Origin of the sequence: Massilia sp. S19_KUP03_FR1 (assembly GCF_036688685.1) — a bacterium.
Classification (GTDB): domain Bacteria; phylum Pseudomonadota; class Gammaproteobacteria; order Burkholderiales; family Burkholderiaceae_D; genus JALYUM01.
On sequence record NZ_JAQQPS010000013.1, the window covers coordinates 73,124 to 94,534 of the forward strand.

Annotated in this window: 25 protein-coding genes; 15 read left to right on the top strand and 10 right to left on the bottom strand. The window is 63.4% G+C overall.

Going from position 1 to position 21,411, the window contains the following annotated elements; all coding sequences use genetic code 11:
* Positions 1-4: 4 nt before the first annotated feature.
* The 4 genes from V6M87_RS15595 to V6M87_RS15610 all read right to left on the bottom strand — a co-directional run bounded on the left by V6M87_RS15595 (position 5) and on the right by V6M87_RS15610 (position 3,914).
* A complete protein-coding gene (locus V6M87_RS15595) occupies positions 5-907 on the bottom strand; it encodes an alpha/beta fold hydrolase (protein ID WP_332877680.1) in 903 nt (300 codons plus the stop codon).
* A 2-nt stretch (positions 908-909) separates the two neighbouring features.
* The gene (locus V6M87_RS15600; RefSeq protein ID WP_332877563.1) at positions 910-2,538 is read right to left on the bottom strand and encodes a GMC family oxidoreductase; all 1,629 of its coding nucleotides are present in this window, start codon (positions 2,536-2,538) and stop codon (positions 910-912) included.
* Positions 2,535-3,065 (bottom strand): hypothetical protein, encoded by a 531-nt coding sequence (locus V6M87_RS15605; protein ID WP_332877564.1) that lies wholly within the window; start codon positions 3,063-3,065, stop codon positions 2,535-2,537. Before V6M87_RS15605 ends, V6M87_RS15600 begins: the two co-directional genes overlap by 4 nt.
* 63 nt (positions 3,066-3,128) lie before the next feature.
* Complete coding sequence (locus V6M87_RS15610; RefSeq protein WP_332877565.1) at positions 3,129-3,914, bottom strand: RNA methyltransferase; 786 nt, start codon at positions 3,912-3,914, stop codon at positions 3,129-3,131.
* A gap of 176 nt (positions 3,915-4,090) precedes the next feature.
* On the opposite strand from V6M87_RS15610, the gene V6M87_RS15615 reads away from it, so the two are divergent.
* The 8 genes from V6M87_RS15615 to V6M87_RS15650 all read left to right on the top strand — a co-directional run bounded on the left by V6M87_RS15615 (position 4,091) and on the right by V6M87_RS15650 (position 10,264).
* The gene (locus V6M87_RS15615; protein ID WP_332877681.1) at positions 4,091-4,870 is read left to right on the top strand and encodes an inositol monophosphatase family protein; all 780 of its coding nucleotides are present in this window, start codon (positions 4,091-4,093) and stop codon (positions 4,868-4,870) included.
* Between the two features lie 233 nt (positions 4,871-5,103).
* On the top strand, positions 5,104-6,522 hold the full coding sequence (locus V6M87_RS15620) for a DEAD/DEAH box helicase (protein ID WP_332877566.1): 1,419 nt from the start codon (positions 5,104-5,106) through the stop codon (positions 6,520-6,522).
* Positions 6,523-6,628: 106 nt separating this feature from the next.
* Positions 6,629-7,078 carry a MarR family winged helix-turn-helix transcriptional regulator gene (locus V6M87_RS15625; RefSeq protein WP_332877567.1) on the top strand — a complete coding sequence of 150 codons (450 nt, stop codon included), beginning with the start codon at positions 6,629-6,631 and terminating at the stop codon, positions 7,076-7,078.
* A 50-nt stretch (positions 7,079-7,128) separates the two neighbouring features.
* Complete coding sequence (gene hyi, locus V6M87_RS15630) at positions 7,129-7,899, top strand: hydroxypyruvate isomerase (RefSeq protein ID WP_332877568.1); 771 nt, start codon at positions 7,129-7,131, stop codon at positions 7,897-7,899.
* Between the two features lie 76 nt (positions 7,900-7,975).
* On the top strand, positions 7,976-8,329 hold the full coding sequence (locus V6M87_RS15635; protein ID WP_332877569.1) for a VOC family protein: 354 nt from the start codon (positions 7,976-7,978) through the stop codon (positions 8,327-8,329).
* A gap of 84 nt (positions 8,330-8,413) precedes the next feature.
* Positions 8,414-9,262: a hypothetical protein gene (locus V6M87_RS15640; RefSeq protein ID WP_332877570.1), complete on the top strand. Its 849-nt coding sequence runs from the start codon at positions 8,414-8,416 to the stop codon at positions 9,260-9,262.
* A 22-nt stretch (positions 9,263-9,284) separates the two neighbouring features.
* The gene (locus tag V6M87_RS15645; RefSeq protein WP_332877571.1) at positions 9,285-9,716 is read left to right on the top strand and encodes a hypothetical protein; all 432 of its coding nucleotides are present in this window, start codon (positions 9,285-9,287) and stop codon (positions 9,714-9,716) included.
* A 227-nt stretch (positions 9,717-9,943) separates the two neighbouring features.
* On the top strand, positions 9,944-10,264 hold the full coding sequence (locus tag V6M87_RS15650) for a DUF3470 domain-containing protein (protein WP_442920602.1): 321 nt from the start codon (positions 9,944-9,946) through the stop codon (positions 10,262-10,264).
* A gap of 79 nt (positions 10,265-10,343) precedes the next feature.
* On the opposite strand, the gene V6M87_RS15655 is transcribed toward V6M87_RS15650, so the two are convergent.
* Complete coding sequence (locus V6M87_RS15655; protein WP_332877572.1) at positions 10,344-11,264, bottom strand: LysR substrate-binding domain-containing protein; 921 nt, start codon at positions 11,262-11,264, stop codon at positions 10,344-10,346.
* A 143-nt stretch (positions 11,265-11,407) separates the two neighbouring features.
* Between V6M87_RS15655 and V6M87_RS15660 the strand changes: the two genes are divergently transcribed.
* The 3 genes from V6M87_RS15660 to V6M87_RS15670 all read left to right on the top strand — a co-directional run bounded on the left by V6M87_RS15660 (position 11,408) and on the right by V6M87_RS15670 (position 13,828).
* A complete protein-coding gene (locus V6M87_RS15660) occupies positions 11,408-12,244 on the top strand; it encodes a CmcJ/NvfI family oxidoreductase (RefSeq protein ID WP_332877573.1) in 837 nt (278 codons plus the stop codon).
* Between the two features lie 15 nt (positions 12,245-12,259).
* Positions 12,260-12,871 carry a 2-hydroxychromene-2-carboxylate isomerase gene (locus tag V6M87_RS15665; protein ID WP_332877574.1) on the top strand — a complete coding sequence of 204 codons (612 nt, stop codon included), beginning with the start codon at positions 12,260-12,262 and terminating at the stop codon, positions 12,869-12,871.
* A gap of 696 nt (positions 12,872-13,567) precedes the next feature.
* Positions 13,568-13,828 (top strand): VOC family protein, encoded by a 261-nt coding sequence (locus tag V6M87_RS15670; protein WP_332877575.1) that lies wholly within the window; start codon positions 13,568-13,570, stop codon positions 13,826-13,828.
* Positions 13,829-13,831: 3 nt separating this feature from the next.
* Here V6M87_RS15670 and V6M87_RS15675 read toward each other — a convergent pair whose 3' ends face one another.
* Positions 13,832-14,569 (bottom strand): SDR family oxidoreductase, encoded by a 738-nt coding sequence (locus V6M87_RS15675; RefSeq protein WP_332877576.1) that lies wholly within the window; start codon positions 14,567-14,569, stop codon positions 13,832-13,834.
* Between the two features lie 165 nt (positions 14,570-14,734).
* On the opposite strand from V6M87_RS15675, the gene V6M87_RS15680 reads away from it, so the two are divergent.
* Positions 14,735-15,583 carry a universal stress protein gene (locus V6M87_RS15680; RefSeq protein ID WP_332877577.1) on the top strand — a complete coding sequence of 283 codons (849 nt, stop codon included), beginning with the start codon at positions 14,735-14,737 and terminating at the stop codon, positions 15,581-15,583.
* Here the strand turns inward: V6M87_RS15680 and V6M87_RS15685 are convergent.
* The 4 genes from V6M87_RS15685 to V6M87_RS15700 form a co-directional block, all read right to left on the bottom strand.
* Entirely contained in the window at positions 15,580-16,143 is a 564-nt protein-coding gene (locus V6M87_RS15685; protein WP_332877578.1) for a hypothetical protein, read from the bottom strand. The two genes, V6M87_RS15680 and V6M87_RS15685, sit on opposite strands and share 4 nt — an antisense overlap.
* Positions 16,144-16,220: 77 nt before the next feature.
* Positions 16,221-17,084: a zinc-dependent peptidase gene (locus tag V6M87_RS15690; protein ID WP_332877579.1), complete on the bottom strand. Its 864-nt coding sequence runs from the start codon at positions 17,082-17,084 to the stop codon at positions 16,221-16,223.
* Positions 17,085-17,088: 4 nt separating this feature from the next.
* Entirely contained in the window at positions 17,089-17,838 is a 750-nt protein-coding gene (locus V6M87_RS15695) for a glutathione peroxidase (protein WP_332877580.1), read from the bottom strand.
* Positions 17,839-18,012: 174 nt separating this feature from the next.
* Entirely contained in the window at positions 18,013-18,618 is a 606-nt protein-coding gene (locus V6M87_RS15700) for a winged helix-turn-helix domain-containing protein (RefSeq protein ID WP_332877581.1), read from the bottom strand.
* 289 nt (positions 18,619-18,907) lie between these two features.
* Here V6M87_RS15700 and V6M87_RS15705 point away from each other — a divergent pair, with 289 nt between their 5' ends.
* The 3 genes from V6M87_RS15705 (at position 18,908) to V6M87_RS15715 (ending at position 21,411) form a co-directional block, all read left to right on the top strand.
* A complete protein-coding gene (locus V6M87_RS15705; RefSeq protein WP_332877582.1) occupies positions 18,908-19,171 on the top strand; it encodes a hypothetical protein in 264 nt (87 codons plus the stop codon).
* A gap of 207 nt (positions 19,172-19,378) precedes the next feature.
* Positions 19,379-20,407 carry an OmpA family protein gene (locus tag V6M87_RS15710; RefSeq protein ID WP_332877583.1) on the top strand — a complete coding sequence of 343 codons (1,029 nt, stop codon included), beginning with the start codon at positions 19,379-19,381 and terminating at the stop codon, positions 20,405-20,407.
* 86 nt (positions 20,408-20,493) lie between these two features.
* Positions 20,494-21,411, top strand: a complete 918-nt coding sequence (locus V6M87_RS15715; RefSeq protein WP_332877584.1) for a YihY/virulence factor BrkB family protein — start codon at positions 20,494-20,496, stop codon at positions 21,409-21,411.

A 21,411-nucleotide genomic window follows, 5' to 3' on the forward strand; every position in this document is an offset into this window, starting at 1 on the left:
CGTTTTAATTGCAGAGTTCCTGCATGAGCGCGTCTAAAATCTGCCGGCTCGCGCCCAGCGCCACGTGGCCTATTCCACCGAACGCCAGGTTGCGCGCACCATCGAGTTCACTCGACGTTTGCGGCGCGACGATATTGTCGTGGTGCGAATAAATCGACGTGATCAGCGCGCGCGTGGCGGCGCTTTCGGACGCCGCCAGCTCGTGCAGCCACGCGCCGCCCAGCCGCATCTGCAGCGCGTTCGCACCGATGCCAAAACTGGCGAGGCTGGTGCCATGATGGGGCGTGCCGAGCGTGATCACGCGCGCAACCCGCCCGCTCCCGTACGTGCGCATCCACGCGCGCGCGACCAGCCCGCCCATGCTGTGCGCGACGATGATGACCCGCTCCGCGCCAGTTGCCGCCAGCAGGTCCTGCACGCCCTGCTCCACCAGCGGCACATAGGCATCGATCGGCGCGGTCACCGGCGCCAGGTCGAGCGTGGCGTGGCTGATCTGCGCGGCGTCCAGGCGCGGCGTCAGGTGCGCCCAGTAGCCGCTGTTGCAACCATAACCGTGCAGCAGCAGCACCGGCGCCAGGCGCGCGTCGGCATACACCCGCAGGCACGGCCGCGCGCGCGGCATGATCCACGATGAATAGCGCATCGACTGGGCGAATTCTTCGCCGAACAGGCGCAGCGCAGCGCGCGCGCCGAGCCGGTGCGCGGGCGGCGTCAGGCTGGCCGAGCGGGAACTCAGCCAGAAATTGTTGGCGCTGATGGCCAGGCGCACCAGCACCAGCGCCACGGCGCCACCCAACAGGCCAGTGATGAAGCCGGCATGCAGAGCGCGCGCGATGGCATAGCCCACCAGGGCAGCGCACACCAGCTGCACCAGCAGCAGCGCACGCAGCATCTGGCGCGCGCTCATCGTCAAGCGCTTTCCGCGCGTGGCCGCGGCGCGGGTTTGCCGGTCAGCGACTGCGCCAGCTGGCTAGCCATGCGCGCCACGATGGCATAGATCGACAGTTGCGGATTGGCGCCGATCGAGGTCGGGAACAGCGAACCGTCGTGCACAGACAGATTGCGCAGGCCCCGGTAGCGGCCGTCCGGATCGACCACGCCGCGCGCCGGATCGGCGTCCATGGCACAGCCGCCCATCACGTGGGCCGAGACGATACGGGTGATGTGAACGCGGTATTCCAGCTCGGCAATGCCTTTTTTTGCCGCCGCCCAGCTGGTGTAGGGTCCGGCCATTTCGTGCGCCGGCTGGACCGACCGGGCGCCCGCGGCGAACTGGATTTCGGCCATTGCCAGCAGGGCGCGCCGGACGCCATCCCACAGGCTGGCGTGGATCGGATAGTCGAGCACCGGCGCGCCGCCCTGCAGCGTCACACTGCCGCCGCTCGAGCCGGGATGGAAGCCGTCGCGCAGCAGCGCCAGCAAGCCGTGAATATGCGGAAATTCGCGCATGGTCGCGGCGTGCGCGGCGCCGAAGCCGGCCAGCGTGGTGGCCAGGATCACCGGGTGCAAAGGCGGCGCTTCGAGCATGAAGCCGACCGGCCCGTCGACCGGCGCCTGGTCGAGGAAGTGGTTTGAATACACGCTTTGCGGCGCGCCCGCGTAACCGTCGACACGCTGCGCGAACAGGCCGGACGAGATCACCGTGGGATGCAGGAAAGTGCGCCGCCCCAGCGCGTAGTTCGGGTCCGGGGCGTTCGAGCGCAGCAACAGCGCCGGCGAGTTGATGGCGCCGCCGGCCACGACGAAGTGACGCGCACGCAGCGTGATGGTGTTGCCGGTCGGCGTCATGCCGTCGCCGCCCAGGGCGGTGCACAGCAGGTGCGTGACCTGGTCGCCCTGGTACACCAGGCGCTCGGCGCGCATGCGCGTGAGCAGCGTGGCGCCGTGCGCCAGCGCCGCTGGAATGGTGGTGACCAGCATCGACTGCTTGGCATTGGTCGGGCAGCCCATGCCGCAGTAGCCCAGGTTCCAGCAGCCACGTACATTGCGCCGGATCAAGCCGGAAGAGATACCGAGGGCAGCGGCGCCACGCCGTAATAGATCGTTGTTTTCATTGGGCGGCGTCGTCCAGTCGGCCACGCCGAGGCGCTGCTCCATCAGGTCGAACCAGGGCGCCAGCGCGGCATCGTCATATGTGGCCAGGCCGTGGCGCGCGCGCCAGAAGGCCAGCGTGGTGGCGGGCGTGCGAAAGCTCGAGGTCCAGTTGATGGTGGTCGAGCCGCCCACGGTGCGCCCCTGCAGGATGTTGATCGCCTTGTCGCGCGTCTTGCGCGCGGCGGCCTCCTGGTACAGCTGCGGGTAGGCGTCCGCTTCGCGCATCTTGAAGTCGGTCGAGCTTTTCAATGCGCCCTCTTCGACCACGATCACTTTTAAACCCGACAGCGCCAGGATCTCGGCCGTCACGCCGCCACCGGCGCCGCTGCCGACGATGACGACGTCCGCTTCGAACGTGCGGTCACGCTCCTGCGCGGCGCCATCGTGGACGTCCCAGCCGCGCGCAAGACCCAGGGCGACCGGATCCGGAATGGTCACCTTCATGGCGCCCATTCCAGCTGCGCACCGGGGTAGCCGATCGCCGCCCAGCTGGCCGGCGCGGCATACCAGGCGGCCATCACGAGGTTTTGCAGCGCGCCGTAGCCCGCGCGCAGCATGCCGAACTGGCTGACGCGCCAGTCCTGCAAAAACGCCTGCACCGCCGCCGGCGCCGCCTGTCCCCATGGACTGGCGATCCCGGTCAGCAAGCGCCGCGCCGGCGCCAATGCCAGCAACCCGAACAGATCCTGGACTTCCTTCTGGCTGGCCAGCGGCAGGGACAGGATGGCGGCGTGCACGCGTGCGATCACGCCATCAACATCGGTGGCATAGGCCGGACCGGGCGCCAGCGCACCGGCCAGCATGGCCGGCACAATCGCCTGCAGCGCGGCGCGCGCCTCGCCGTCGAGCACGAAACGGGGAAGCGGCGCCCTGGCGGGAGTCGGCTGGGTGGCGCGGTAGATGCCGCCACCCAGGGCCAGCACCAGCGCTGCACCCATGCCCACCTTCAGGAACGCCCTGCGACCAGCCATGTGAAGTTCCATTTCCCAGTAATAAGACCAATCACAAGTCTACCCGACACGCATGAACCTTGGTCATTTTTGTTTTGTGTGTTTTAGTATCTGGCGCGCGATGCCCCGCAGTATATTCACCTCTTCGGTTTCCAGTTGGGTGCGCGAAAACAGGCGCTTCAGGCGCGGCATCAATTTTTTCGGATTATCGGCGTCGAGGAAATCGATGGCCACCAGCGCCTGCTGCAAATGCGCGTACATGCCCTCGATCTCGGTCACGCCGGCAGCGGCGCCGTGAAAGCCGATGGCGCTGGGTACTGCCGGCACGCCTTCTTCACCGAGCGCGGCAATACGGCATTCGTAGGCCAGCACCTGCGCCGCCTGGGCCAGGTTCAGCGACGAATAGGCCGGGTTGGCGGGGATATTGATCAGGACGTTGCACTGCTCGACGATCTGGTTCGGCAGGCCGAAGCGTTCATTGCCGAGAATCAGCGCAGGGTTCAGCTCGCCGGCCGCCGCAACGTGCCCGGCAAACGCGCGCGGGGTCCACACCGGCGGCGAGAATTCGCGCAGGCGAGCTGAGACGGCGGCGGCGAAATTGCAGCCGTCCAGCGCCTGCCCGATGGTGTCGACGATGCGCGCACCTTTCAGGACATCCTCGGCGCCGCTGGCGAAGGCGACGGCTTCCGGGTCGTTGAGCGGATCATCGCAGCGTGGCGCCACCAGCACAAGTTCGCCTGTGCCGGCCGCGCCGAAGCCCATGGTCTTGATGGCGCGCGCCACCGAACCGATATTACCGGCGCGGCTGGTGTGGACCAGCACGAAGCGCATCCGCTGAAATAAAGAGGTGTTGGTTTGGGGCAGGTTCATTTAGGGTAAAATAGCGCTATCGCGCAACAGACACGGTTGACATTTTTGCAGGAATGCCGGAATTCTAACCGTTCCCACCGCACCGCTCTTTAAATTACTCTCTCTCATTTCGTTCACAGCGCGCCAGGCGTCGTGGGCGTCAGCGTTCATTTTACGGAAAAGCCCTCATGCATCCAATGCTCAACACGGCGATCAAAGCCGCCCGCCGCGCCGCCACCGTCATCAACCGTGCCGCGTTCGACGTCGACCGCGTCACCATCACGGAAAAAGGCCACAACGATTTCGTCACCGACATCGACCAGGCCGCGGAGCAAGCGATCATCGAGACGCTTCTGAAAGCCTACCCGGACCATGCGATTCTGGCCGAAGAATCGGGCCCGTCGAAGAACCTGCATGACGAGAGCGATTTCGCGTGGGTCATCGATCCACTCGACGGCACCACCAACTTCATGCACGGCTACCCCAACTATTGCGTCTCGATCGCGCTGATGCAGCGCGGCATCGTCACGCAAGCCGTCATCTACGACCCGGTGCGCAACGACCTGTTCACCGCCAGCAAGGGCGGCGGCGCTTACCTGAACGAAAAACGCATCCGCGTCACCAGCCACGACCGCATCGGCAAAGCCCTGTTGTGCTCCGGCCACGGCGCCGGCCCGCGCGCCCTCGCCGAATACCTGAAGATGTACGAAGTCATGGCCGAACGTTGCCATGGTATCCGCTCGGGCGGCTCGGCCGCCCTGGAACTGGCCAACGTGGCCGCCGGCCGCAGCGACGGCTTCTATGAAAAAGGCCTGAAAATCTGGGATATCGCCGCCGGCTCGCTGCTGGTCACCGAAGCGGGCGGCATCGTCGGCGAGTTCTCGGGCGAGTCCGCTTATCTGCACAAGGGCGACGTGGTCGCCGCCGCGCCGAAGGTGTTCGGCCAGATGATTCCGCTGCTGGCCCCTTTCGCGTAAAATACACTGGTGTCTGCGAGAAATGTCTTTGCGGGCACCCGGTTACACAGCGTTACACTGATCGTTTCCATAGCGAAACATCTTTCTTTATAATCCCGCCAGGCTGTCGTTGACAGCTTACGGCGGGCGGCGCCGCACCAGTCACGGCCGCCTCGATTCCCTAATCCGATTGCCTTGACTGGCGCCCAGCTTGATCCCGGGCGACAGGCCGATCTTCACCTAAAAAGCTACCTATGTCATTTGCTACCCTCGGGCTGTCCGACGCGATTCTGCGTGCCGTCACCGAACAAGGTTATACCTCGCCAACGCCGATCCAGGCCCAGGCCATTCCTGCTGTGCTCAATGGCGGCGACCTGCTGGCCGGCGCCCAGACCGGTACCGGTAAAACCGCCGGTTTCACGCTGCCGATCCTGCATCGCCTGTCGACCGACAAAATCGGCGCCGCGCAAACCAACAAGACCGCGGCCCGCCACGTGCGCGCCCTGATCCTGACGCCAACGCGCGAACTGGCCGCTCAGGTCGAAGAGAGCGTGCGCCTGTACGGCAAGTACACGAATCTGAATTCGACCGTGATTTTCGGCGGCGTCGGCATCAACCCGCAGATCAAGCAACTGAAACACGGCGTCGACATTCTGGTCGCCACGCCAGGTCGCCTGCTGGACCACATGGAACAGCGCACCGTCGACCTGTCGAAAGTCGAAATCCTGATTCTCGACGAAGCCGACCGCATGTTGGACATGGGTTTTATCCGCGACATCAAGAAAGTGCTGGCCGTGCTGCCGCCAAAACGCCAGAACCTGCTGTTCTCGGCCACTTTCTCGGACGAAATCAAGGCCCTGGCCGATGGCTTGCTGAACAAGCCTGCGATGATCGAAGTGGCGCGCCGCAATTCGGCCGTCGAAGTGATCCAGCAAACCATTTACCCGGTCGACCGCGACAAGAAGCACCCGATGCTGGCGCACCTGATCAAGTCGAACAACTGGACCCAAGTGCTGGTGTTCACCCGCACCAAGCACGGCGCCAATAAACTGGTCGAGCAGCTCGGTGCCGACGGCATCGGCGCGATGGCGATTCACGGCAACAAGAGCCAGTCGGCCCGTACCAAGGCCCTGTCCGAATTCAAGGATGGCGCCCTGCAGGTGCTGGTGGCCACCGACATCGCCGCGCGCGGTATCGATATCGACCAGTTGCCACACGTCGTCAACTACGACTTGCCGAACATTCCTGAAGATTACGTTCACCGCATCGGTCGTACCGGCCGCGCCGGCGCCACCGGCGAAGCCGTGTCGCTGGTCTGCGTGGATGAGCACGACATGTTGAAAGACATCGAAAAGCTGATCAAGCAAACCCTGCCGCGCCAGGTGATTCCGGGCTTCGAGCCGGATCCAAGCGCGCGCGCCCAGCCAATCCAGCTGCGTAGCGGCGCGCCTGGCCACGGTGGCCGTGGCGGTGGTGGCGGCGGCCGCTCCGGTGGCGGCGCTGGCCGTTCCGGCGGCGGCGGTAACGGTGGTGGCGGTAACGGTGGTGGCGGCGGTCAGGTGATCAAGGTCGGCGCCGGTGCGCGTGGTACCGCGAAACCGCGCAGCGGTGGCGGTGGCGGTGGTGGCGGCGCCGGTGGTGCAGGTCACCGCTCGGGCGGCCGCGGCCGCTAAGCAGGACAGGAACGGCGCCCGGGTGGCGCCGTTTTTTTGTCGGTACGCGCCGAGAAGCTGGTATATACTTGCGCGCTCAAGCATACATAAAATACCTGGAGCGACCATGACCACCGACTCGATTTCCGCAATGGACTTTTGCCTGCGCCTGGCCCGCGCCAATGCCGTGCTGATCCGCCGCTTCGACAGCGCGCTCGGCACCTATCACGGCATCAGCTTTGGCGATTTCCAGATCCTGAACCATCTGAATAACGCGCCGGAGGGCAAGCTGCGCCGGATCGACCTGGCCGAGCGGGTCGGCTTATCGGCCTCGGGCGTGACGCGCGCCCTGCTGCCGCTGGAAAAAATCGGCCTGGTCACCCGCGAGAGCGACCCGCGTGATGCCAGGGTGGGACTGGCGCTGATCACGGCCACCGGACGCGAGCTGGCGACCAACGCCACCGAGGTCGTGACCCTCGTCAGCCGCGAACTGACGCGCAGCGCGCCGCCCGCGCAACTGGCCAGCATGGCGGCCATACTGGGGGCGATGGCGGGCATTCACGCCGGCAATGCCTGATAGCTGGATTGGCGTACCATGGCGGCTTCACTTTTTACGCTTCGTCCGCCATGCCCAAATTTGCCGCCAACATCAGCATGCTATTCACGGAACTGCCTTTCATCGAACGCTTCGGCGCCGCGCGCGCCGCCGGCTTCGACGCGGTCGAATTCCTGTTTCCGTACGCGTTCGAGCCGGACCAGATCAGTGCCCGCCTGGAGCGCTTCGACCTGCAACTGGTGCTGCACAATATGCCGCCGGGCGACTGGGCCGCCGGCGAGCGCGGCATGGCGTGCGACCCGCGCCGCATCGGTGAATTCCAGGATAATGTGGGCCTGGCGCTCGATTACGCCGAAGAGCTCGGTGTGCCGCAACTGCATTGCCTGGCCGGTAAACTGCACGCGGCCGTCACCATGGAACGCGCGCATGAAACCTGCGTCGCCAATCTGCGCTTCGCCGCCGCGCAGTGTCAGCAGCGCGGCATCAAGCTGCTGATCGAGCCCTTGAACAGGTTCGATGCGCCCGGCTACTTCCTGACCGGCACGCGCCAGGCGGCGGCCATCATCGCCGAAGTGGGTGCGCCGAATCTGTTCATGCAGTACGACATTTATCACATGCAGCGCATGGAGGGCAACCTGGCCGACACCTTGCGCGCCCAGCTGCCCCTGATTGGCCACATCCAGCTGGCCGATGTGCCGGGCCGGCATGAACCGGGCACCGGCGAAATCAATTTCCCCTTCCTGTTCCGACACCTGGACACGCTCGGCTACGACGGCTGGGTGGGCTGCGAATACACGCCGCTGGGCAACACAGTTGATGGGCTGGGCTGGCGGCCCTGGTAGAAATTCTTTACAAACAATCTCCCCCAATGCAGACTTGTGGTTCCATACACAGCAAGGGACTGCCATGATTCACGGTTTGCGCACAGTAATCTATCCCGTCACCGAACTGAAAGCGGGGGCGGAGTGGTACACCCACGTGCTGGGCGTCGCGCCCTATTTCGACGAGCCGTATTACGTCGGCTTTGCCGTCGGCGGCTTCGAGCTGGGCCTCATCCCCGACGGCGAACCGGGCAGCAGCGGCGCCCTGGCCTACTGGGGCACGCCGGACGTGGCGGCCGAACTGGAACGACTGGTGGCGCTGGGCGCGACCATCGCAGCGCCGCTGCAGGACGTCGGCGAAGGGATCCGCACGGGCACCGTGGCCGATCCTTTCGGCAACCTGTTCGGTGTGATCGAAAACCCACAGTTCGATTTGAGCAAAGTCAGGTAAGCAGAAAATAGACAGGCCGCGCCGGGATTGTTCGACAGAATGGCTTGATCCGGCGCCATTTCCTGGTAGCCAGAAAGGCTGCCAATGCGCTCGCGTACCCTGTTCTTTTGCCTGTATCTGGTATTGCTGCTATCTGGTTGCGCCAGCACGCAGCCGGTCAGCCTGGTTGAAGTGCGCGCTTTCGCGGATGCGTCTGCCAGCCTGGGCGGCTACGGTGAGCTGGCGCGCCGCTATCGCGACACCTACGAGCGCGAACAGCCCTACCTGCCCCCTGGCGCCGACCGCCAGGCGCGCGCCAACGATGCCAAACGCAAGCTGGTCTACAACGATTTTGTCAGCGTGCAAAGAGCCGTGGTGCTGTACATGCAGACGCTCAGCGCACTGGCCGGCGACGCCCGTTACGACCTCAGCCCCCGCATCGCCGAACTGGGCACAGGCCTGCAAGCGAACACCGAGTCGGGCCTGACCCAGCGCCACATCAGTGCCTACACCGGCGTGACGCGCCTGCTGACGCGCCTGGCCGCATCCGGCTACCAGAACCGCAGCGTGGCGACCCTGGTGCGTGAGGGCGACGCCGACGTGCAAACCCTGCTGGAGGCGATGATCACCCTCACCCGCCTGTACAGCAAGACCTACGAGAACGAAAAGAAAACCGTGCTCGGCCTGTTCGAGATCGAACTGCCGATGGCGCCGCGCAATACCGAGCGGCTCTTGATGGTGCTGGCGCGGGTGCATTTCCTGAACAAGAGCGCCGAATTCAAGCTGCTCGACAAGCGCTACGACCTGGCCATGCAAGGCTTGAGCCGGGTGGCGCTGGGACACCAGAAGCTGCGCGACAACCTGCACCAACTCACGCGCGACGATATCCGGCTGATGCTGGCCAACTATGCAGGCGACCTGCGCCAGATCCACGAAGGCCTGGTCGCCAACTGAGACGCCAACCGCGGGAGACATCATGCGCACCGACCAACACGGCCTGTCCACCCCGACGCAAGTCGAAGCGCTGGCCGACCAGCTTTCGGCCTGTGCCGACCAGCTCCACGCGCGCCTGCAGGACGACGCGGCCGCGATTGCCGCCATGCCTGACGACAACCCGGCGCGGGCCCAGCGGCGCGCCGCCGCCAAGGTCATGCTCGATGCCGAACAAACGCTGCGCCAGCGCGCCGACGGCCTGTACGCAGATGCCGCCGGCGCGCTCGTCGCCGGGCTCGGCGCACCCCAGCGGCACGTGATCGCACTGACGGCCGCGGCCGCAGAAAAAATCCGCAAGATCGCCCTGATCGGCGATGCGGCCGGCCTGGTGGCGGGCTTGCTGGCGCTGGTGGCCCTGGACACCATCCGGGTGCAGCTCGCCGCTGTCAAAGCCAATTTGCCGCCGAAGCAGTGAGGTCGTGCTTGTTCACCTGGCGGCGGCCGCGCTACACTGGTCGTTCGGTCAACCTCAAGGCGCATTCGAATATGCACCGCGCGGCCCACTCGCGCGCGCAAGTCAAATTCTCGATCAGGTCGCCCGGTCCCGATATAGATTGCCACGACGCCTGCAGAAGCCCCGGCTGTCGCCGCCAATTAGAAGAGGAGACCAGAAAGGCTTACGTCGTTACTGAAAACGGCATCATGTTCAAGCACACGGACTGTGTGACGATCTGTCCCGTTGATTGTTTTTATGAAGGACAGAATTTCCTCGCAATTACTCCGGACGAATGTATCGATTGCGGCATGTGCGAGCCTGAATGCCCGATCAATGCGATCAAGGCCAAGGATGCATTGGGGCCGGACGAACAGATATTTCTTGCGTTGAACAGGGAGTACGCCGCGCTGTGGCCGAACATCAATGCGGTCAAACCGCCGCTAGAAAGCGCAAAAGACTATGCGGGCCGGCCCAACAAGATCGATTTGTTGAGCAAGGAACCGGCCGGCCAGGGCATCGCCGTCTGAAATTTTTGCGCTGCGTTGCGCGCGCGCTTACCGGCGCGTCGCGGTTATTTGCACACTTATCTGCAAATACAGGCGCGGCTCATTCCATGGCAGCCCTTACCGTTGCAGCCTCGGCCAGGATCCAGTCCCGTACCGCTGACAACGCATGACTCTCGGCGCCGCGCCGTTCCAGCAACCAATAGCCGTGATCGGTCGTCACCGGCGGCCGGCTGGTAGCGATTGCAAGCTGGCCATCGGCAAGCAAATTGCCGATCAGCGCCAAGCGCCCGAGCGCCACACCTTGTCCCGCAAGCGCCGCCTGGACTACCTGGTCGTATTGGTTGAAGAGCAGGCGCGCGTTTCTGGAAGGACCCGACTTGTGGCCGGCATCGCGCAGCCAGCTTTTCCACTGCAGCCAGGGCCGCGAACTGTCGTCATAATCGATCAGCACATGCCGATGCGACTGGGCGACATCCTCGATCGAGGTCACGTGCAGCGATGGATGCGCCACCGGGACCAGCGTCTCGCTGAACAGGCGGATGGCTCCAGCCGGCGCCGACGTGTCCGGGCAAAAGCGCAAGGCGAGATCCATGCCATCGCGTTCCAGGTCGGTGACGCGATTGGTGGCGGCGACCCGCACATCAATATCGGGAACATTTCGCTGGAACGCGCTCAAGCGGGGCAGCAGCCATAACGACGTCACGCCGATGGTAGCCGTGATCGTGATGCACGGTCGATCGACGGGCGGGCGCAGGGCATCGATCACGGCGCGCAGCTGTCCGAGCATCGGATCGGCCGTGTGGAACAAATGTCGGCCTTCCGGAGTGAATTCGATGCTGCGATACGAACGGACGAACAGGCGGCAGGCCAGTGCGTTCTCCAGTGCCTGGATCTGGCGGCTGACTGCGGACTGCACGATACACAGGTCTTGGGCGGCGAGCGTGATGCTCATGCGGCGGCCGACGGCAACGAAGGTGCGCAGCAGGTCGAGTGGCGGCAAATCGATCAGGCGGTTCGGCATACGTCAAATACCCGGGTCGGATGGATGTTTCATCTTGCATGCCGGTTTGGCATGCGACGACGTGATTTTAACCGGTTGATATGCGTCAAGTGACGTTGTGTAATAAAGACTCCAGTCCAGACCACACCTCCAAGGAGCAGCACATGCATTTGACACCTGCGAGTATCGATTCCGTCAGCGCGACACTCGAATATCTGCACCGTGCCGTCCCCAAGCCGGTCACCCACATGCTCGCCGGGGCGGATGGCCTCCTGCGGGAAACGGGCTGCTACGCGCCGATGGCGGTGACGATCCGCGATGGGCGCGCCAGGGCCGATGCGGCTACGCTCGATCGTGAAGGCTACCAGCTCTGCAACGCGCCCAGCGCGATGCGCTCTTTTGAGGCACGCGAAGAGATACAGGGCGTCTATTATCGTGAGATGGAAGAGCTGGCCCGATCTGTCTGTGGCGCAAGCCGGGCCATCGTGTTCGATCATCTGGTGCGCCGGCGCACGTCGGGGGTGAATTCACCATTCGGTGCACGCGACGGGCACCGTCCGAGTACCGCCACCCGGGTCCATTGCGATTTCACGGCAACATCGGCGCGCAGAAGGCTGGTACTGGAAATGGAAACCCGCGGGATCGAGCGGGTCCGCCGTTTCGCCATCGTCAATTTGTGGCGCACGACGCGCATGCCGATCCTGGACGCGCCACTGGCCGTATGCGATACCCGTACCGTCGATCCGGCGGACCTGGTCGCTGCGGACATTGTCTATCCGAACCGCACCGGCGAAGTCTTCGAAGTGCTGTACAACCCGGCCCACGCCTGGACCTATTTCCATGGGATGCAGTTCGATGAGGTGCTGCTTTTCAAGCAATACGACTCGGCCATCGACATGCCATGCCATACGCCGCACGCGGCATTCACCCATCCGGCCACGCCGACCGATACGCCTCCCCGTGAGAGTATCGAGATCCGTTGCCTCCTCATCTTCGACTGACAGGATCCACGCTAAATGAACATCATCGAATTCTGGTTCGATTTCGGCAGCAACTATAGTTACCTGAGCATGATGCGGATACGGCGCGCAGCGGCCGCTGCCAACCTGCGTGTCGAGCTGAAGCCGTTCATGCTCGGCCCGATCTTCAAGTCGCTCGGGTGGGAGACGTCGCCATTCGTGCTGCAGACGCTGAAAGGCGATTACGTATGGCGTGACATGCGCCGCCAGTGCGTGAAATACGGCTTGCGCTGGCAACGCCCATCCGTATTTCCCCGTAATGCGCTGCTTGCCGCGCGCATCGCGCTACAGGGCGAAGGCACGTCCTGGCTTGAAGGTTTCTGTGAACAGGTCATGCTGGCCAATTTCGCGGACGACCGCGAAATTGGCGACGAGGCGGTGCTGGCCGGGATTCTCGCCGGACTTGGCGCTGACAGTGCAGAGCTCATCGCGGCAGCTAAAACGGATGCGTGCAAGGCCGCGCTGCGTGCGCGCACAGCCGATGCCCAGGCCCGCGGCATCTTTGGCGCGCCCATGTTTTTCGTTGGCGACGAGATGTTCTGGGGGAATGACCGTCTCGAAGATGCGATCGCTTACGCTGCGACAATGGTAACGGCGGCAGCAGCATGATTGCGTGCCGTGGCGCCAAGAAGACAATATATGTTCCGAGGCAACTCTCTTCGCTTGAGCAATCTCGTAAACAAAAGCCATCTATGTGCTTCTTCAAGTTCGACAGGCTGCGTACTGAAAACCTCTGGCGCTGAGAAAGGAAATGACCAAGTGCGGGATGCGGCGCCGCTGTATGTCAAACCTGAGGTTTCCATAGAGAGGACCGCTGCTGGCAACATAAGGCGACCTCTAAAGCCACATGGGCGGAATACTTATGCGCTGCAAGGGCATCGTGCGCGCCACCTTCGCGTTACACCTCAAAACTGCCAGCGACAACTTGCAACGGCTCGTCTTTTTGAAAGAACGAGGGTGCAGGCGTTCTAAACGGGGAACCGGGCATCATGCCTGAGGAAAACGGGCCCAAGATGCTCGCAGATGCGTTGCAATCTTCCTGTCACTAACCTAAATGACCCCGGAAATCGACCGCGAATTCCGCAGCGGCCTCGACGACTGGTTCAATTTGTCAAATGCGCTGTTGTTCGAGGTGGCCTCAAGCGGCGCTGAAATGAAAATCGATGCATACGTGCAATTTGGTGGACGCGCTGCGGAAGCCGTCGCGTTTTATCAGGAACACCTGGGTCCAATCGTGATGCGGCCCATGCCGTTTCGCGGCACGCCCGGTTGCGACATGGTGCCGGAGGCATGGCAGGATAAATCATGCATGTTGCCATGGCGATCGGCGATTCGGTCCTGATGGGGTCGGACGGTATGCCCGGCCAGCCCCTGACCGGCATGCAAGCCTGTTCGCTGGCGCTGTCGGTCGACAGCAATGCCCAGGCCGAGCGCATTTTTGCGGCGCTCGCGCAGGACGGCACGGTGGAAATGCCGCTGGCGCCGAGTTTTTTTGCCGAGCGCTTCGGCATGGTGGTCGACCAGTTCGGTGCGTCCTGGATGGTGATCCGCGAAGCGCCGGCCTGACCGTCACATCATATGCTGGCCGCCATTGATGGCGAGCTGTGCGCCCGTGACGAACCCGGCCAGATCCGAGGCCAGGTAAGCCACCAGCGCCGCCACCTCCTCGGGCGCACCGAGCCGCCCCACCGGGATGTGCGCCAGGCTGCTGGCCTCGCTGGCGTCGACGTTGCAGGCGAGGCAACCCGGCACGATGGTGTTGACCGTCACACCCTGGCGCGCCACTTCCAGCGCCAGCGCCCGGGTAAAGCCTTGCAGCGCCGCGTTGGCGGCAGCATGGTCGGGCGCCTGAATGGCGCCGGGCAAGGGCCAGGCCGGCCCGGCCGCGATCTGGATGATCCTGCCCCACTGGCGCGCCTGCATGACTGGCAGCACCTGATGGGTGAGGTGAAAAGCACCACCCAGCATCGCCCGGACCGCCTGCCAGCGGCGCGGCGTCAGGTCGCGCAGGCTGGCACCGCCAAGGTCCGGCAACATGGCGAGGTTGACCAGCACGTCGAGGCGGTCGCGGGCCACCAGCATTTTCTCGACCAGCGCGGCGCAGTCGGCCTCGGCGCCTGGGTCGGCGCAAATGCCGGAGAACGAAAAGCCGTCGTCGCGCTGGGCCGCAAGCCATGCTTCCGGCGTGCTCTGGTGTGGCGGATAGCTGGCCGTGACCTGGAAGCCTTCTCGATGCAGGCGCCGGCAGACGGCGCTGCCCAGCGCGCTCATTCCATCGTTAACCAGGGCCACTTTGCGTTCGCTCATTTTCTCTCCGGAAAAATCGACAGGTGGATGGCTTGCGCGCAAGCCATCTGCACGAGTCTACGGACAAGACGCAATCGAAGTTTGATCATGATCAACTCGGACAGTGTGTGGACGCGCCGCGCCAACTTCCTATAATAAGGTTCACAAATCGATGCGAGGTGCCCCATGGCTTACCAGACTGTCCTTGTCCACCTTGATGTGGATGCCCATTGCGCCGCGCGGGTTGGCTGCGCCGCCGGCCTGGTTGCACCAGGCGGTGTGCTGGTCGGGGCCGCGCTGAGCGGCGTGTCGCGGTTGCTGTACCGTGGCCCGTCCGCGCCGGACAACGACCAGTACCTGGCCCTGCACCTGGCATTCTTGCGCGAACGCGCCAGTACTGCCCTGGCGGCATTCGAGCAGCAATTGAGCGTGCCCGGCATGCCGGCCTGCGAGGGCAGGCTGGTCGACGATGAAGCGGCCAGCGGCCTTGCGTTGCAGGCGCGCGTGGCCGACCTGCTGGTGCTGAGCCAGCCGGAAGAACCGGGCGAACTGGTGGTGCAAGTGCTGCCGCATGCCGGCCGGCCGGTGCTGGTGCTGCCGGCGGCATACCGCGCGTCAGGTGACACGCCGTATTTTCCGCAACGTGTATTGGTGGCGTGGGACGGCAGCCGGGAAGCCGGCCGCGCGCTGGCCAGCGCCCTGCCCTTGGTGCGCCATGCGGATCTGGTGGAGCTGGTGGTGTGCGAGGCGGAAGCTGCGGGCCGGGTGGCGCGCGACGTGCAAATGGCCGACCCCTTGCCCTGGCTGGCGCGCCATGGCGTGCGTGCGACGCTGCAACATCACACGCTCGGTGGCAGCGGCCGCTTCAACCGCAATGTCGTCGGTGAAGCGCTGCTGTCACTGGCAGACGACAGCGCCGCCGACCTGATGGTGATGGGGGCCTACTCCCATTCGCGGCTGCGCGAAACCTTCCTGGGCGGCGTGACCCGCACCGTGCTGGCGCACATGCACTTGCCGGTACTGCTGGAGCATTAACGAATCACATCGGGCATGCTGGTCGGATCGAAGTCGGCCCAGTCGCCGGCCACGATATTCCCGTTGGCGCGCTCGATCTGGTGTGCGCCAAGGCCACGCAGGATGTCCACCGCGCGCGCTTCGCCTGTCCGATCGTCGAAAGCGACGGCAATGAGCATGCCGGCCTGACGCGGTTCGCGCATATTCTCGGCGCCCACGTCGCCTGTCTCATGCTCGCCGCGGTCCTTCATTTTTGAAAAGCTGAACAGCGAACCGACGTGCGCGCCAACCAGTCCGCCCACGATGGCACCGACCGGGCCGGTAACCGGCGCGGTGGCCGCGCCGACCGCAAGCCCGACCGCGCCACCGGCCACCGCCCCCTGGGCCAGTCCTTCCGGGGTTTCCTTGGCACCGGGTGAGGTGATGTGGTCGCCGCCGATCGGGCTTTCATTGTGCTGGCCCGCCTCGGTCAAATAAAAGGCGCTGATACGGTCAGGCGTAAACCCCGCGTCGACCAAGGCACGTCTTGCCTGTTCTATTTCGTCCTGAAGCTGGAAATGCCCTGCAATGATGGTCGACATATGGATTCCTTCCGGTTGGTTATCACGATCATGCGCCGGGTGTATCGTGTCTTCTGTACGAGACCGCACACTGAGGCTCACTGCCAGTGCCCGTGCGAATGCGCCTCGGGCGTGCGCGCCGGTTCGGGCGCCCAGGCGCGCGGATCGACCCGGTAATACTTCAGGAACTCGCCATACAGCGCCGCGTGGCGCGCCGCCAGCGCCCACGGATGCTCGAAAAAACTCTCGGTTGCCACGGCAAAAAATTCGGCCGGGCTGGTCGCGCCATAATGGTCGAGCACGTCGCCCTCGACGCCGCCAAACATGGCGTCGTGGCGCAAGGCGTCGAAATCATGCGACAGCACCTGCGACCAGCTGCGGTAGCTTTCCACGCTGCCCAGGTAAGGCGCACCGTTGTTGCTGCCCGATTCACTGTCGAGTTGATGCGCGAACTCATGCAGGACGACATTTTGCGCACCGGGTTCGACGTGGCCGCCACGGCGCACGTGCTGCCACGACAGCAGAACCCGGCCGTCGCCCCAGGATTCCCCCAGTAAACCGCGCGGCGCGTCGTGCACCACGCCGGCCGCATCGACTTCCTTGCGTGGCGCGGTGAATGCGTCGGGGTAGACCAGGATCGTGTCCAGGCCCGGATACACGCGGGTATAGCGGTTCAGCAGCAGCAGGCAAGCCTGGCCGGCGATCGTCACGCGCATTTCCTCGGTGATCAGCAAGCCGGCGCAGCCGACGAAGGTTTTCTGGTGCAGGAACTGGCGCACCAGCGCCTGCAACTGGGTCTGCAGCGCGGGATCCATTCCCCGATACTGGGCCACATTTTGTTCCAGCACGTCCAGCGCGGACGCCGGGAGCGGCCTCGACAGGGCCCGGCGCAAGCGCCAGCGAGGCAGCGCCCACCATGCCGCGCCCGCCAGGGCCAGGCCAGCGAGGATCCAGGCTTCCATACGCTTACGCGGCAGCGTTGCCGAAATGGGCTTCCAGCGCGTCGGCATTGCCGATCAGGCGTCCGCCCTGGAACACTTGCGGCCACGTCATTTGCCCGGACAGCGCCAGCAGCACACTGGTATTGATTTTTTTATCTTGCGAGATATCGGTGAAGGCAATGCCCCGGTCGTTCAGCAGCGCCTTGGCGCGCGCGCAATGCGGGCAGCCGGGCTTGGAAAACATCACCACTGGTTCCGGCTTCTTCGCTTGCGGGTTGATGTAGGCCAGCATGGTATCGGCATCCGATACTTCGAACGGATCGCCCTCCTGGTCCGGCTCGATGAACACCTTGGCAATAATGCCATCCTTGACCAGCATCGAATAGCGCCACGAGCGCATGCCAAAACCCAGGTCACTTTTGTCGACCAGCAGCCCCATGCCCCTGGTGAATTCGCCGTTGCCATCTGGAATTACCGTGATGTTGTCCGCTTCCTGACCCGCCTTCCACTCGTTCATCACGAAGGCGTCGTTGACCGACATGCAGATGATGTCGTCGACCTGGTTTTGCCTGAACACGGGCGCCAGTTCGTTGTAACCAGGCAAATGGGTCGACGAGCAGGTGGGCGTGTAGGCGCCGGGTAGCGAAAACAGCACCACGGTGCGGCCCTTGAACAGCGCGTCGCTGGTGATGTCGCGCCAGCAGTCGTCGGGACGGGCCTTGAACGTGACTTGCGGGACTGCTTTGCCTTCCAGCGATGCGGCGCTTGGTAGCATGGGGACTCCTGGATAAGTTGATTGAGCGGGTTAGATCATGCTGCTTGGCATGCAAATGGGAGCAGTTGCCGTCTTTTCAATGCTTGGCGCGCGCACCACGCCCCCGAAATGCAAAAAGCCGCTGCGAGGGCGCAGCGGCTGACGGTACCTGGCGCGGACCGCGCCGGTAAGGCCTTATTTGACTTGCGGCTGTCCTGGCGCCGGGCCGAACAAGGCGGCGACCAGTGGGTCACGCGCCACCGGGCTGCGATTGACGCGGATGGCGTAGTGCGTGTCATCGGCCAGGATGTGGAAGTGACGGCCGGTGCCTGCCATGCTTTGCTCGCGCAGCCCCGGACGTTCCTTGCGCGGCGCTGCACCTTCGCGTTTTGGCTGGCAAATGGCGGCCAGGAAAGCTTTGACACGGTCCGGATCGGGCGAAATCTGGTACACAGCCTTGCCCAGGTAGGTGGCGGTACCTTCGATGTAGCGCGCCAGTTCGATCACGCCTGCTTCGCGCAGGTCGCGGATGTACTTGCGTGCGCCGGATGGCGAGAACTTGAGGAACCAGGCTATCTCGTCGGCCAGCATTTCGTGGGTCGACAATTCACCGATCAGCTTTTGCATATTTTCAATGCGGCGCTGGGTGGCCGACGTGGAGCGCACGCGCTCGATCGGTGCCATCGAAATCGGCGCGCGCTCTGCAGGTTGCGGCGCAATGCGTTCAATCAGCGTGGATTTGTTCGAGGAGTGCCCTGTCAGTTCGGTTTGCACAGCGTTAAAGTGGGTCGTGGCTTGCATTTGAATTACTCCTGGAAAGAGAATGACGGTGTCGCTGGGACCGCTGAAAGTGTTTGACGCTGTCAACACCTCGCAGTTCCCCTTAACTTGACGCTAGATTGCCTGTCTCAAGGTATTCGTTCTGTGCGCCAACCCACACTCAAGAACAACTCAAGGCTTTGTCCCACGTTCAAAACAGTTATGTGCAGCAACGTACAGAGAAAGTATTGACGATGGTTTAAGGTGCAGTTGTTCGCCGGCCCGCCGCAACATGGCGGGGCCAACTATCCAAACACCAAGAGGAGTCCACATGAAAACTACCGTCATCGCTGCCTTGCTGGCTGTCGCCGCCCTGAGCGCTTGCACCAAGACCGAAAAGACCACCACCGTCACCACACCGGCTGAAACGCCGGCGCCAGTGGTGGTCGAAAAAACCATTGAAGTGCCGGTGCCAGTCGCCGTGCCAGGTCCTGCCGGCCCAGCCGGAGAAAAAGGCGATATGGGCGCCACCGGCAAGCAAGGCGATACCGTCGTCGTGGTGCCGGATGCAAGCGCACCAGCGCCGGCAAAATAAGTTCCGCAGTCACCATGCGCGGGCCGCCGGATGATTCCGGCGGCTTTTTTTTGCCTCATTTAGTTGTAAAAACCATACAGAAACTTTCTAGGTGCGCTAGCGCACCGACCAGCAGGAACCTTCGCTTGTATTCTTCATTCCAACATCACTGTCGAATGCATGCGATGTTATCAATTACGAAAATCTATTAACCTCTGGGAGTAACAAGTGAACAATACGAAGAAAATCGCCGTGGCTGTTGCCATGCTGTGCGCGTCAGGCGCCACGCTGGCGCAAGAAATCAATCCGTCCTGGTATATCCAGCCTAGCGTCGTGGGCATGAAAGCCGACAGCGCTTTCGGCGTGGATGGCCATGACGTCGGCGGCGGTTTGAAATTCGGTAAGCCACTTTCGCCGCTGTTCGACGTTCAGGTCGGCGCGACCCACGTCAAGTCCGATAGCAATGGCAACAGCTACAAGCAAACCACGCTGGGCGTGGATGGCTTGCTGATGTTCTCGCGCTCGAACTTCCGTCCATTCCTGCTGGTCGGTGTCGGCATCGAAAACGACAAAATGTCGACTCCCCTGCGTCGCGCGTCGGGCACCTCGCCTTACGTCACCGCCGGCCTGGGTTTCCAGCTTGGCCTGTCCGACCGCTGGTCGATGCAAGCCGATTACCGCACGGTGCAAGGTCACCTGCGTAACGACGAGGACTTCGGCTTCAAGCGTTCGAACAATAAATACCTGACGGTTGGCTTCAACTACGCCTTCAACTCGCCACCAGTGGCCGCCGTTGCACCAGCGCCAACCCCAGTGGCCGTGGTGGAAGCGCCACCGGCACCAATGCCACCACCGCCACCACCACCGCCAGCACGTTTCGAAAAAGTGACGATGTCGGCGACGGAACTGTTCGAATTCGACAAAGCGGTGCTGCGTGCGCCACAGCCGAAGCTGGACGAAATCGCTGCAGCGCTGCAAGCCGACATGAGCATCACCGACATCGACGTCACCGGCTACACCGACCGTCTCGGTTCGGACAAGTACAACCTGGCCCTGTCGGAGCGTCGTGCTGTTGCCGTGCGTGAGTACCTGGTTGCCAAGGGTATCGACGGCAGCCGCCTGAAAGCAGTCGGCAAAGGCGAATCGAATCCTGTCGTGCAGTGCAACGACAAAAAACGTGCTGACCTGATCGCTTGCCTGGCGCCTAACCGCCGCGTTGAAGTCGAGCAAATCACCATCGAAAAACGCGTACGCTAATCGCGCGATTTACTTGCCGCTGTGAGGTGGCAAGTCGAGCTCCATAAACGCGCCGCCTGGCGCGTTTATGCATTTAAAGGAAGAAAATGGTTACACAGGCGACACCCGGCATCCCGCGCAGCAACATCATCCAGGTACTTAAAACATCGGCGACCGAATGGCTCGCACACCGCGCCAGCAGCAAAGCCGCCGCTCTCGCGTTTTACACGCTGTTTTCACTGGCGCCGATCCTGGTGCTGGTGATTGCCATTGCCGGCTTTTTTTATGGCGAAGACGCCGCGCAAGGCCAGTTGCTGAGCGAATTGCGCGGCCTCGTCGGGCAGCAAGGCGCCGAAGCCATCCAGGCGATCCTGGCTGGCGCGCGCAACAAGGAAGGCGGCATCTGGGCCACCGTCGTGGCCGCCGTGCTGCTCATCGTCGGCGCGACCAGCGCTTTTTCCGAACTCAAGGACAGCCTCGACGAAATCTGGGGCATGCCGGCGCCGAAAGACGCCAGCTGGTTCGACACGGTACGCACGCGCCTGCTGTCGTTCGGGTTGATCCTGGTGCTGGGCTTCATGCTGATGGTGTCGCTGGTCGTCAGCGCCGTCATGGCGGTGCTGGAAAATTATTTCAACGGTATCTGGCAGCAAGCCACGGTGCTGCTGGGATGGATCGCATCCGGCATGGGCTTCCTGGTCATCACCGTCATGTTCGGCGTGATCTACAAATTGCTGCCGCGCGTGCAGCTGTCGTGGCACGATGTGACCATCGGCGCGCTGGGGACGGCGGCCTTGTTTGCCTTGGGGAAGTTTGCGATCGGCCTGTACATCGGCAACAGCGGCGTGGCCAGCAGCTATGGCGCGGCCGGCTCGATGGTTGCCCTGCTGTTATGGGTGAATTATTCGGCGCAGATCTTTTTCCTGGGCGCGGAGTTTGCCCGCCAATATGCGCTGCAGCTTGGCAGCTTGCGCGGCAAGCAGGATGCCGATATCAGTGCGGCCAAGGTGACGCGCATCCGCTAG